This is a genomic window from Burkholderia stagnalis (assembly GCF_039848545.1).
In the GTDB taxonomy this organism is placed as follows: Bacteria; Pseudomonadota; Gammaproteobacteria; order Burkholderiales; family Burkholderiaceae; genus Burkholderia; species Burkholderia stagnalis.
In genome coordinates this window covers 554,711-567,174 of the sequence record NZ_CP156687.1, presented here as the reverse complement: position 1 = coordinate 567,174, position 12,464 = coordinate 554,711, and the positions used below count along the sequence as shown (strand labels likewise).

The 12,464-nt window shown below is 66.4% G+C and carries 10 protein-coding genes; 5 read left to right on the top strand and 5 right to left on the bottom strand.

Annotated features, from left to right (window positions below):
* Positions 1-34 precede the first annotated feature (34 nt).
* Positions 35-337 carry a 2Fe-2S iron-sulfur cluster-binding protein gene (locus ABFO07_RS33285; protein ID WP_059810111.1) on the bottom strand — a complete coding sequence of 101 codons (303 nt, stop codon included), beginning with the start codon at positions 335-337 and terminating at the stop codon, positions 35-37.
* 334 nt (positions 338-671) lie between these two features.
* Here ABFO07_RS33285 and ABFO07_RS33280 point away from each other — a divergent pair, with 334 nt between their 5' ends.
* The 4 genes from ABFO07_RS33280 to ABFO07_RS33265 all read left to right on the top strand — a co-directional run bounded on the left by ABFO07_RS33280 (position 672) and on the right by ABFO07_RS33265 (position 4,917).
* Positions 672-1,625 (top strand): iron-containing redox enzyme family protein, encoded by a 954-nt coding sequence (locus ABFO07_RS33280; protein WP_347469755.1) that lies wholly within the window; start codon positions 672-674, stop codon positions 1,623-1,625.
* Between the two features lie 118 nt (positions 1,626-1,743).
* Complete coding sequence (locus ABFO07_RS33275; protein WP_347469754.1) at positions 1,744-2,970, top strand: MFS transporter; 1,227 nt, start codon at positions 1,744-1,746, stop codon at positions 2,968-2,970.
* A 46-nt stretch (positions 2,971-3,016) separates the two neighbouring features.
* Positions 3,017-4,417: a pyridoxal phosphate-dependent decarboxylase family protein gene (locus ABFO07_RS33270; protein ID WP_347469753.1), complete on the top strand. Its 1,401-nt coding sequence runs from the start codon at positions 3,017-3,019 to the stop codon at positions 4,415-4,417.
* On the top strand, positions 4,414-4,917 hold the full coding sequence (locus tag ABFO07_RS33265; RefSeq protein WP_060014921.1) for a disulfide bond formation protein B: 504 nt from the start codon (positions 4,414-4,416) through the stop codon (positions 4,915-4,917). The genes ABFO07_RS33270 and ABFO07_RS33265 overlap by 4 nt, the downstream gene beginning before the upstream one ends.
* 40 nt (positions 4,918-4,957) lie before the next feature.
* On the opposite strand, the gene ABFO07_RS33260 is transcribed toward ABFO07_RS33265, so the two are convergent.
* Both ABFO07_RS33260 and ABFO07_RS33255 read right to left on the bottom strand, forming a co-directional pair.
* Positions 4,958-6,157, bottom strand: coding sequence for an LLM class flavin-dependent oxidoreductase (locus tag ABFO07_RS33260; protein WP_347469751.1), 1,200 nt, complete (start codon positions 6,155-6,157; stop codon positions 4,958-4,960).
* A 293-nt stretch (positions 6,158-6,450) separates the two neighbouring features.
* Complete coding sequence (locus ABFO07_RS33255; protein WP_059557708.1) at positions 6,451-7,635, bottom strand: porin; 1,185 nt, start codon at positions 7,633-7,635, stop codon at positions 6,451-6,453.
* On the opposite strand from ABFO07_RS33255, the gene ABFO07_RS33250 reads away from it, so the two are divergent.
* Positions 7,579-8,151 (top strand): hypothetical protein, encoded by a 573-nt coding sequence (locus ABFO07_RS33250; RefSeq protein WP_347469968.1) that lies wholly within the window; start codon positions 7,579-7,581, stop codon positions 8,149-8,151. The genes ABFO07_RS33255 and ABFO07_RS33250 overlap by 57 nt on opposite strands.
* On the opposite strand, the gene ABFO07_RS33245 is transcribed toward ABFO07_RS33250, so the two are convergent.
* Both ABFO07_RS33245 and ABFO07_RS33240 read right to left on the bottom strand, forming a co-directional pair.
* Positions 8,055-12,032, bottom strand: coding sequence for an FAD-dependent oxidoreductase (locus ABFO07_RS33245; RefSeq protein WP_347469750.1), 3,978 nt, complete (start codon positions 12,030-12,032; stop codon positions 8,055-8,057). The two genes, ABFO07_RS33250 and ABFO07_RS33245, sit on opposite strands and share 97 nt — an antisense overlap.
* 60 nt (positions 12,033-12,092) lie before the next feature.
* Positions 12,093-12,317: a hypothetical protein gene (locus ABFO07_RS33240; RefSeq protein ID WP_155628921.1), complete on the bottom strand. Its 225-nt coding sequence runs from the start codon at positions 12,315-12,317 to the stop codon at positions 12,093-12,095.
* Positions 12,318-12,464 lie beyond the last annotated feature (147 nt).

Below are 12,464 nucleotides of genomic sequence, written 5' to 3'. Positions count from 1 at the left end.
GTGGGAACTGACAGGAAACGCGTCGTTACGAGGGTCAACCGTTGGGCGTGGTGGCGACCTGCACGGTCGCCGCGCCGGTCAGGCGACATTGACACGCGAGCCTGAAGCGCTCGTCGGGGTAGCCGAGGGTGCACAGGAAAGCGGTTTCTTCCGGCTCCCGGTTGCCGAGATTCGGCAAGCCCTCCAGCACTTCGATGACACAGGAGCCGCATGCGCCGGCGCGGCAGCCGAACGGGATCGATTCGCGCCCATGCAGTTCGAAGTCGAGCTCCGTCAACGAAGCGTGATTCGGAAGCCATACTTCGATACCCTGCGGTAACAGCGTCAGCCTGTGCATCGCTTCATCCTCCGTGTCCAGCCGGGCCGTCGCCGTCGCCGATCGATGCGGCGGCGAGCCCGGTGCACGTACTGTACGAAAAAGTGGCATCCATCGTTAGCGTTTTTGTCCCAACAAACCGACGATCCGTTTCTGCGCGTTCGTTTGCACCGTCCGTCGCGCGGATGGGACGCAGGGTCAATCCATTGAGACGCGCTGGCTAACCCTCGCGCATCCCGTTCGGTACATTTGCTCTCATCGTCGGCTTCGTGGTCGTGGCATCGCAGCGATGCCCGCCTTCACCGGAGTCGTATGGAACCCCTCCCACCGATATCCCCAGCCTGGAGCGAAAGACATGTCATCACAAGCGATTTCGGACGTTGCGCGGCAGCCGGCTCGCACCGCGAGCGGCATCGAGACGGCGGACACTCCCCGTTGCAATACGCTCGAAGCACAGAAGCTGTTGAACCAGTTCTACCTGCGGGAACTCGCGCCGCCGAGCGCGTACGACACGATCCCGAAAGCAGCGGAATACGATCAGATCCTGACACTCGAGAGCGAGTGGAACCTCCACGAGGAATCGCGTCTCGATCTGTCCGGGCTACCGGAGAACGCCGCGCAACTCGAGGAGTGGTACTACGAACTGCGCCGCACGAATCGCCATGCAGTCGCGCCGTTTTTCCGCTTTCTGGCGGAGGAGGCGTCACTGGAGCAACTGGCGTTCTATATCTGCCTCGAAGCGCAGGTCGACGGACGCTTCGACGATACGATCGCGTTGTCGCAGATCGGCATGCTCGGCGACATGAAGCTCGCGGTTGCCGAGAACTTCTGGGACGAAATGGGCCTCGGCAATCTCGACGGCATGCATACGCTGCTGTTCGGCAAGGCGGAACCGTACTTCCGGCAATATCTGCAGCGCTTCGACGCATCGATCCTGTCGTCCGCGCTCGCGCTCAAGAACGGCAACCTGCTGTCGATGTACGCGCTGCGGCGCTGGTATGTGCTTCGCCTGCTCGGCACGCTGACGCTGCTCGAGGACACCGTGCCGTACCGCTTCTCGAAGATGGTGAAGGGCATGCGTCGCCATCAGGTGCCCGAGCAGGTCATCGAATACCACGTGCTGCATACGAAGATCGACGTGGTACACGGCAACAGCCTCGTGAAGCGGGTACTGCTGCCGCTCGCGACGCAGAATCCATCCGCGATCCGCGACATCTGCATCGGATGCCTGATCCGGTTCAACGTCGAGAAGGATTACTACGAAGGTGCGGGCCAGGTGATGGAGAACATGCGCCAGTCGCTGCAATGACGACAGCGCGCGTCACCCCGCGCGGCCTGCCGTCTCGGTGGCGGTCTGCAGGATTCACACGATCCGCACGCACCGCCGCGCCTGCTTCCTTCATGCCGGTTCGCCACGAGTCGCCACCATGAGTCTCGAACAACTGTCGCAGCTGCAGCCCCCTCCGCAGATTCGCCCGGAGCCCGCCCGAGCCGTGCTGACGCGCCCCGTCACGCTGTTGTTTGCGGCGACGGCGGGGTTCGCCGTCGCCAACGTCTATTACGCGCAGCCGTTGCTCGATACGCTCGCGTACCAGTTCGACATCTCGCGCGCCGCGATCGGCGGCATCATGACGATCACGAGCGTCTGCTATGGGCTGGGGCTGCTGCTTCTCGTACCGCTCGGCGATGTGTGGGACCGGCGCCGGATGATCCTGATCCAGTCGGTGATCAGCGCGCTTGCGCTGCTGACGATCGGCACCGCGACGCAAGCGCCGGTGCTGCTCGTGGGCATGGCGCTGATCGGCTTCCTCAGTGTCGTCACCCAGGTGCTGGTGGCGTTTGCAGCGGGGCTTGCCGAGCCGGCCGAACGCGGGAACATCGTCGGTACCGTGACGAGCGGGATCGTGCTCGGCATCCTGCTTGCACGCACTTTCTCCGGCGCGATTGCCGATCTCGCGGGCTGGCGCGCGGTGTATTTCACCTCGGCCGGCGTCACGCTGGTGCTGGCCGCCGTGTTGTCGCGCGTTCTGCCGCGCCATCGTTTGCCCGCTGCCGCCGAGCCCTATCCACGGCTGATCGCGTCGGTGTTCGCGCTGTTCGGGCAGGAGCGCGTGTTGCGCGTGCGCGCCAGCATCGCATTTCTGCATTTCGCTGCGGCGATGACGCTCTGGACGCCGATGGTCCTGCCGCTCAGTGCGCCGCCGCTCTCGTTGTCGCACACCGAAATCGGCCTGTTCGGGCTGGCCGGCGCGGCGGGCGCGCTCGGTGCCGCGCGCGCCGGCCGGCTCGCGGACCGCGGTTTCGCGCAGTGGACCTCCGGCATCGGTCTCGCGCTGATGCTCGTGTCGTGGCTGCCTACGGCGCTCTTCATGCATTCGCTCGCTGCGCTCGTCGTAGGGGTCATTGCGTTCGATCTGGGGCTGCAAGCGGTGCACGTCACCAACCAGAGTCTGATCTACGGCGTGCGCCCGGAAGCGCGCAGCCGCCTGACGGCCGGCTACATGTTGTTCTATGCCGTCGGCTGCGCGTTCGGCTCGATCGCGTCCACCTGCGTGTATGCGCGCTTCGGCTGGAACGGTGTCTGCGCGCTCGGCGCCACGATCAGCGCGACGGCGCTGGTGTTCTGGTATGCGACGCTGCGCCCTCGCGCGTGACGCTCCCATTTGATCCCGCTTTCTCCACTCGACCTCCACGGACTGCATGGACGCCAAACTTTCACACGACCTCGTCGGCATCGAAGCGGTGCTGCAGCGTACGCTCGAGCATGCGCTCGACGTGCTGGACCGTATCGACGAGCGCCCGGCCGCACTGGCGCCGAAGCCCGTCGAGCCGCGGCCGCTGCCGGTGAGCGGCCCCGGCTTCGACGCGGCGCTCGACGATTTCCTGACGCGCTGGGCGCCCGGGTTTTCCGGCAGCGCCGGTGCGCGCTATCTGGGCTTCGTGACGGGCGGCGCGACGCCGGCGTCGCTTGCCGGCGACTGGCTGACGAGCGTGTACGACCAGAATCCGACCGCCGGCATCGACAGTGCCGCGCCGGATCTCGAGCGTGAAACCGTCGCGCGGCTGCGCGAGCTGTTCGGGCTGTCCGATGCGCAGCAGGGCGTGCTCGTCAGCGGCGCGACGATGTCGAACCTCGTTGGCCTGGCGATCGCCCGCGAATGGCTGGGCGAGCAGTGCCCGAATCGCGTCAACATCGCCGAAGACGGCGTGAGCATGCTGCCGCCGATCCGGGTGCTGTCGGGTGCGCCGCACTCGAGCATCTACAAGGCGCTGTCCGTGCTCGGCATCGGGCGGCGCGCGGTGCAGAAGATCCCGACGCTGAAGGAGCGGGAAGCGGTGGATGTCGATGCGCTCGAAGCCAGGCTGCAGCACTTCGAAGGGGAGCCGGTGATCGTCGTCGCGAACGCAGGTACCGTCAACACGGTCGACTTCGACGCGTTGGAGGCGATCGCCGCGTTGCGTTCGCGTTATCCGTTCTGGCTGCACGTCGACGCGGCGTTCGGCGCGTTCGCGGCGCTTTCGCCGAACCATGCGGCGCTGGTCCGCCACCTCGACGAGGCGGACTCGCTCTGCATCGACCTGCACAAGTGGCTCAACGTGCCGTACGACGCGGCGGTGCAATTCAGCCGCCGGCGCGACCTGCAGGTGCGCGTGTTCATGAACAGTTCCGCCTACCTTGGCGTACCGACCGACAACCCGGATTTCGTGCACCTGACCCCCGAGAATTCGCGGCGCCTGCGCGCGCTGTCGACCTGGTTCGCGCTCGCCGCTTATGGCCGGGAAGGGCATGCGGAGATCGTCCGCCGCAACATCGCGCTGGCGAATCGGCTCGGCCAGCGGATCGCCGGGCAGCCGGGCCTCGCGCTGCTCGCGCCGACCCGGATGAACGTGGTGTGCTTCACGCTCGCCGACCGGCCCGACGAGGCGCGCGTCAACGCGTACATGCGCGCGGTGCGCGATCTCGGGGATGTCTTCATCACCACGACCGTCCATGACGGCACCTGGGGGTTGCGAGCCGCCTTTTGCAACTGGCGTACCGACGAACGGGACGTCGACCGCATCTTCGAGTCGCTGGTTCGGGCGCTTGGAGGGGGGCGATGAATACGCCGGCCCGTTCGTCGGCTGCACAACGATGGACGCTTCGCGCGATCGGCGCGAGCTGCATCGCGCTCGTCGCGGGTGCGCTCATGATCCAGCTGGTGCTGCACGAGGATCCGTGCCCGCTTTGCATCATCCAGCGCTACTTGTTCCTGCTGATCGCCGTGTTCTCGTTCGCCGGTTCGGTGGGCGGGCGCCGCGCTGGGCTGTGGCAGGCGCTGGCCCTGTCGAGCGCGCTGGCGGGCGCAGGCGTCGCGGTCCGGCACATATACGTGCAGGCCCATCCGGGGTTCAGCTGCGGCGCCGACGCCTTGCAACCGGTCGTCGACGGCCTGCCGCCCGCGCACTGGCTGCCGCTGGTCTTCAAGGTCGGCGGGTTGTGCGAGACAAGCTATCCGCCGATCCTGGGCCTTTCGCTACCGATGTGGGCGCTCGCGGGATTCTCGGCGATCGCGGTGGTGGTCGGCTGGCGGATGCGTCTGCACGCCGTCCAGGAAGCATAGTGCCGCCCGGCGACATGCCGTATGCATCCGCGGCGCGACGTCAGCGCCGCAGGCCCGCGTCGCGCAGCAGCGGCAGCACGCGTTCGCCGAAGAAGTCGAGATCGGGCTTGAAGTCGTAGAAGCTCAACTGAATGCCGTCGATGCCCGCGCGGTGCAGTCGCACGATCGTGTCGGCGACTTCGTCCGGCGAGCCCGTGATCGAGATATTGCCGCCGATCGCGCGCGCCGCCGCCTGGGCACGCTGCTCGAAGCCGCCGCGCCACGCATGCGCATCGCTGTCGAAGCGATGGTAGCTGCCTTCGTCCGCGTGCGCGACGATCGCATCGCGGTACGCACGCGCTTCGGCCGCTGTTTCGCGGCAGATCACGAGTGGATTGAGCAGCGTGCGGACGGTGCGGCCGCGCGTCGCGGCGGCCGCCTTCACGCGTGCGGTGTGCGCGGGCAGCGCGTCGATCGCGCGTTCGGCGTCGGGGCCGGCCGGGCTCGTGACGAACACGATGTCCGAATAGCGGGCCGCGAACGCGATGCCCGCGTCGGACCCCGTCGCGTTGATCAGCAGCGGCCGGCCGTAGCGCGGCTTTGGCGTGACGAATGCGCCGCCCAGCCGCCAGCTCGACAGCGCGGGCGCGTAGCTGAAATTGTCCGGCTGTGCCCACAGCTGCTGGACCGCGTCGAGGAACTCGGCGGCCATCTCGTAGCGCCGGTCGTGCTCGATCCGGTTCCAGCCGAACATCTCGTGCTCGATCGCGCGATGGCCGGTCACGACGTTGATGCCCCAGCGCCCGCGCGAGATGTGGTCGAGCGTCGCGGTGAACTTCGCGAAATGCAGCGGATGCCAGGGCCCGTAGAGCACATGGCTCGTCGCGACGAGGATGATCCGCTCGGTGCGCGCGGTCAGCGCGGCCAGCGTCATGAACGAGTCGAGCGCCTGGCCGTCGAATACGCCGCCGTAGCCGCCTTTCGGCAGCCACTGCGACAGCGCGAACACGAGATCGAAGCCGAGCGCTTCTGCGCGCGCGACCAGGTCGGCGTTGTAGTCGAAGGTCCAGTCGGTCGAGCGCGGCAGCGTCGACGCGCTCCATCCGCCGGCCTGGATCGGCAGGAACAGCCCGAGCATCAGCGGCTGCGCGAGCACGCGCGACACGGGGCTGTCGGGGAACTCGGCCGGCGAGCGGACCTCGACGAACGGCGAGGGCGCGGCCGGCGCCGCGACGGATGCTGCGACGGAGGTGTCGCTCATGGTGGGGCTCCATACGGGATGGGCGAGCACGAAGCCTTCGCGGTTCGGCATCGTCACGCGCGGCAGGACGCCCATTCTCGGCAACCGGCCGCATGGCGACAAGCAACGATTCGTGCAATGCTTATCGTGCCGTGCCGTGCCGTGCCGTGCCGTGCCGTGCCGTGCCGTGCCGTGCCGTGCCCGCCGTGCCCGCCGTGCCCGCCGTGCCCGTTGGCCTGCTGCGCCCGCTGCGCTTGCTGCGCCCACCGCGCCCACCACGCCCGCCGCGCCCGCCGCGCCCGCCGCGCGCGCGGTCAGAACTTCACGCGCAGCCCGCTGACGAGCGCGACCTGCCGGTTCGTCGACGACGCGCTGCCGATGTTCGAGATCGCCGCGATCCTGCGATAGCCGCCCGGCGTCGCCGTGCTCGCGTCGCCGGCGGCGAGCTGGTAGATGGCGGACAGATAGAGATCGGTGCGCTTCGACAGCGCATAGTCGAACCCGAGCGTGAACTGGTGCCAGCGCGGCTTCAGCGTCTGGCCGCCGGTGCCCGGCAAGCCGCTCGCGCGGCCGTCGGTGAACGTGTAGACGCCCAGCAGCGTCGCCGCCGGCGTGAGCTGGTAGCGCGCGTTCACGTCGTAGTTGTTGAACTTGCGCGACGAGCCGTCGACGTAGTCGAGCTGCGTGTGGCTCCATGCGAAGCCCAGCGTGGCGAGGCCGAGCGCGTAGTTCGCGCCCGCGACGGCGATCTGCTGCTTGCGCACGCCGCCGTTCAGCCCGTAGAAGAACGCGCCGCTGTAGTCGTTGCCGGTCGTCGTGGTCGCGCCGCCTACCGCGCCGCTCGTGTTCGACGTCGCATTCGGGCGATTGAGCCGCAGGTAGCCGCCGCCCACCGACAGCGGGCCGTTCACGTAGTTCGCCGACACGCCCCACGCGTTGTTGTTCGAGAAGCCCGTGCCCGCGCCGCCGTTGCCCTGGTTGCTGAACGCGTAGATCAGGTCGGCCGTGAAGCCGGCGATCGTGTCGCTGCGGAACTTCACCGCATTGTTCAGCCGGAAGCTCTGGTTCAGGTTGTCGTTGTCGCCCACGTGGGTGGCCGGCGACCAGAAGCCCGAGCCCGAGTATTGCGCGACGAGATCGGCGAGCGGGTCGTACTGGCGGCCGAACGTCAGCGTGCCGATGCCCGTCTTGCCGAGGCCGACGTAGGCGGACCGGCCGAACAGGCGGCCGCCCTGGCCGAGCCCGCCGTCGCTCGGCCGGAACCCGCTTTCGAGCGTGAAGACGGCTTTCACGCCGTTGCCGAGATCCTCGCTGCCTTTCAGGCCCCAGCGGCTGCCGCTCAGCTTGCCGCTGGTCTGCTGGATGTTGCTGGCGCCGCCCTGGTTGTTCGTATAGGCGATGCCGGCATCGACGATGCCGTACAGGGTGACGGAACTCTGCGCGTGCGCGGCGACCGATCCGATCGAAACCAAACCCAGGACTACCGATTTTTTGATCATCACTATCCTCGTTTTTATGGGTACGTCTGCGAGGATCACGATGCTATTGATTCCGGCCGGGCCGATGAACGGTCGATCCGTGGTTTGCAATTCGCCGCGCGACCGATTTGCAATGCGCGGCGATGCACGCTCGACGCGCGCGCCGTCATCGCGGCCGGGCTGCCTGCTGCGGCGAACGCATTGATAGGGACGGCGAACGTCGATCGACGAAACGGCGCGATGGCCGTCATATCGATCGATGGAATCGTTCGATATCCGCAGCGTGCGTCGTTCGGTAAGCGATGCATTTATGCAACGGCACGCTGTGCGGCGCGCGGCCGATGCGGTATGCGTGCCCGAATGCCGTCGACGAAGGCACGCCCGGAAACGGCACCGGGCGCCATCGAGGCGCCCGGTGCCGGATCAAAAACCCGCGCCGATCAGGTCTGGATCGTGTTCATCACGTTGACCGGTGTGATGAGGTCGAACAGCACCGTTTCGGGAATCGCGGTGGCGCCGGGATGCGCGTTCAGGTAGTTCGCCGTATCCCTGGCCTGCCGCGCGCCGATCGCCTCGCCGATCTTCACGACGTCCCGGTAGTAGTCGAATACGACATCCCGCAGCTTCGGGTCGACGAAGCCGTAGGTGTCCTGCAGGAAGTCGATCGACGGCTCCAGCACGCCGCGGCCCGTCACCGTTTCAGGGTAGGGGCCCTGGCCCGTCACCGACGCGTTGATCTGCACGTCCATGAAGTTCATGTTGCCGAGCGTCGGATAGGTGGCCGTTTGCGACGGCAGGCAGGCGAGCACGTCGGCCGGCTTCCATTGCGACGACGGCTTGCCTGCCGGCAGCGGATACATCAGCGTCGACGCGTTGGGCACGAACGCCGCCTGGTTGTACGCACCGTCGTTCACCACCGTGTGCTGCACCGAGAACTGCCAGATGAACATCGTGAGCACGTCGCGCAGCGCCGCGACCGTCCTGACCTCGGCCGGGAAGCGATGCGCGAACGTTGCATTGTCGACGTGGTTGAACGCCGGAATCAGCTTGTCGAAGAAGCGCTGAAGCTGGATATCGTCCGCGATCGCCTGGTCGCCGCCCGGATACTGCACCGCGATGAACTTGCCGACGAACCGGAAGATGGCGTCATACCAGAGGCTGGCGTCATGGACGTACGCGTAGGAGAACGGCGTCTGCTCGACGCCGCGGCGCTTCGCATCGGCCGGAATCGCCTGCGCCAGGAAGCGGAAGCGATCGTTGTCGTAGTACATCTTGTCCTGCAGCTGATAGTTGCCGATCCGCCCGCACGAGAAGATCAGGTCGTAGACGAAGCCGATGTTGTACACGCCGGGCGTGCCGTTGGCGTTGCGGGTCGCCGGGAAGGATTCGGCATGCGGGTGGTAGTCCCGGTTGTAGATGGTCTGCTGGAATTCCACGGTCTTCACCACGTGCGGCCGCAGCAGCTTGAACACGGGGTGCTGCTGGAACGGCTCCGTGGAATGGGGCAGGGTGTTCGGGTTGAAGACTTCCTCCGAGAACAGCGCGATCGAGACCATCGCGCAGATCTGGTGCGTCAGCAGCTGGTGGAAGCCCACGTCGTGCAGCGTCTGGCCCGCGCAGTTGGTCTGCATCTTGGCCAGCAGCCACGCATTCTCGGCATTGGCCATGTCCGGCGTGAACAGCTCGCCGCCCGGTTCGAGCTGGATGCCGACGGGCATCAGCTCGTGATGGTGGTTCACGGTGAAGAACACGAGCGGCTTGGCGAGGTAGTAGCCGACCGGCGTCACCGTGCAGGCCTCCAGATAGCGCCGGTAGTTGGCCACGTACTGCACCGCGCCCGGCCGGCCGAGACGCGCCGCGTCGACGATGCCGGCGTCCGAGACCAGCCGGTCGAAGTCGGCCGTCGACATCTTCTCGAGCAAGGTCGGCATGAAGCCCGCGAGCTGCTGCCGCGCGAACTCGTCGTCGCTCTTCAGCCAGAATTTCGGCGCGGGGATCGTCTGGAAGTTGTTGCCGTAGTAGATGTCCTCCAGCATCTTCACCGCGTTTTCCATGTCCACCTGCCTGGGCGGCAGCTTGGCGCGCCACGCGACGTTGTCGTCCCACGCCGCGTTCAGCATCGCCAGCACCTGCTTGTCGCGGTTGGTGGCCTTCATCGATTGCGGCACCGTGTCGTAGTCGGCCACGAACGCGGGCACCTGGCCATTGAACACGTACTGCCGGTCGCCGTAGATGCTGTCGCCGCCGCCCGGCGGCTTCGATGCCGCATCGCGGTCCGCGAGGTTGTAGTCGTAGGCATACGACATCTGGTTGGCCGTTGCCGGGTCGCCTTCGATGTCCGGCGCCAGGAACTTGCCCCAGGTGTTCTGCATCGTCTCGATCTTGTCGACCTCCCCGGCATGCTCGAGGATGTTCAGCACCGCGTTGTAGGCCGAATCCAGCGCGCCGACGATCCAGCCGTGATGCACCGAGCAGCACTCGCCGGCAAAGTTCAGGCAGCCGTCGAATTCGGGCGTCAGCAGCGTCGGGTACAGCTTCTTGAACTGCCCCGGCTTGAACAGCGCGAACGCGCCGCCGCCCGCATGCTCGTCCCAGAACCAGGTCTTGGTCGTCACGCCGTCCTCGTAGCCCGCGAAGCATTCGTAGACGTCGACCTCGGGATACAGGTATTGAATGCCCTTCAGGCATTCCGCGATGCGTTCGCGGTCGTCGAGCGCGCCCAGCTTGCGCGCGTCCAGCGCCCAGCAATACACCTGCAGCACGCCCTTGTCCGCCGCATAGCCGTACGACGGATAGATGATCTGCCGGTTGGGGCGGTCGGTCGCCGCCGCGCCGTAGCCGCCGGTCTGCTCCTGGCGCTCGCCCGTTTCGGTCCAGAACTGGCGCTTGAAGGTCAGGAAGGCCTTGAACGACGCCATGTAGTTGCATTCGCGGATGGCCTGCGCCTTGTCGAAGGAAATCCCTTCCAGCAGGTTCAGGTGCTTCCGGCCGTTCAGGTAGGCGCCGGTGGGCAGCGTGGTGACGACGTACGGATAGGTCCGCTCATGCTCGCGGCCGTCGTGCGTGCGGCGCACCGTGACCCGCATACCGCCCTGGCCGTCGTTCAGGCTCGGGTCGTGGCGCAGCGCCGTCACTTCGTGCAGAAGGTGCACGCGCTGCTTGTAGGCGGCCCGCTGCGTTTCGCCGCGCGACGCGGCATCCGGATAGGCGGCGGTGGCGTGCGGCGGCCTGGCGTCCGGCGTGAGGTTGGGCGGATCGTAGCTGTACGGGCCGCCCGGTTGCGGCAGCATGCCGACCTGGATCTGCGCGGTGATGCCATCCTGCTCCGTGACGGCGTCCTGCAGATCGAGCACCGTCCGGCACGCGTCGGGGAAGCGCTGCATCCCCTGGTCCACGGTCAGCATGTAGATCGCGTCGTCGTCCGGCCGGTACGGATCCTTGCTGCCGCCCCAATCGTAGACGGCGATCACCATCTCCACGAACGACACCGAGTACATCCCGCTGCCCACGTTGGTGGTCTCGAGGAAATTGGCCACGGACCACGGCAGCAGGTCGCTCTTCGCGCCCATCGCCGGATCGTAGTACTCGCCGAGATCGCCGAGGCGGAACTGCGTCGTCAGGTAGTCCCACATCGAATACTGGTCGTACTGCATCAGCAGGTCGAAGCCCTCGGCGAACGACCGGTTGATGGCCGTCAGGAACGGCGCGTTCACCTTGTCCAGCACCATGTTGATCGGCAGGTACGACTGGCCGTTGCCGGCGGGCTTCGGCGTGACCCACACCAGCGGCACGTCGCCGCCGTTCGCCACGCCGAAGTTGAAGCTCTCCAGCGACGCCTGCGCGAGCGTCGTGAACGTCGCCATGTTGTTGTAGCGCAGCCGCTGCTGCGGCGAATCGTAATAGAACTTGCGCCAGTACACGGCCTGGTCGTCGAGGCCGTTGCGGGCCAGCACCGCGTTCACCGCCAGCGCGAGCTGCTGCACCGGCAGCATGTCCGCGGAAAACTGCGGCAGGCGCATCCCGCCCACTTCGCCGTACAGGCCGGCGCGCTGCACGTCGTTCGGATCGTAGTCGCTCGAGTACCACGTATGTATGCGTCCGCCCACGCGGTCCGACGATTCGAACAGCTCGAACTCGATGCCGAGCGACTGCAGGATCAGCCCCGCGAACATGCCCGCGAAACCGCCGCCGACGATCCCGACCTGCGGGGCGTCGGCCTTCGCGGACAGCTTGTACGCGGCGGCGCCGCGCGTCGCGCGGACTTCGGCGGCCTTCGCGCGCTGCAGGTCGATCCTGGCGCGGTAGGTGGCCCCGTGGTTGGCCAGGATCCAGTTCGAGAACGCGGCGCCGAGCGGGCGCCGCTGGCGGGCGTGGCGCACCGGCGTGACGGTCGTGGCATTGAAATGAAGGAAGCTCATGACGATCCTCTTGATGGGTGGTGTGACAGCGGGGACGGCTACGTCATCGGGCGGGGTGCATCAGGCGCTGAATCGACATCGGACAAGGCTGTCCATTTGAAAGGTCTCCTTGAAGGGCTGTTCGACCCGGTGGCGGGCGAGCCTTTTTAAATAAATATTGAATTTAAAACCGATAAAATGCGACAGCCGGCTATGCGATCGTCGGCCGAAGCCGCACAACCCTGCTTTTGAAATATTGTCTTTTTTGCCGCTCGGAAGCCCGGCGCGATTGACGCCGTCGTCCACTCGTCATATTTGCCGATTCGAGGATGTCGAATCCGTGTTTCGGTGGATTTCCAATCTGATATTAGTGGTCGGGTATTTAATATTCCACCTGTTATTTTTGCCAGTCATTTTGGAACGGCGCTGCCTATACTTGTCGATTACCGTGCG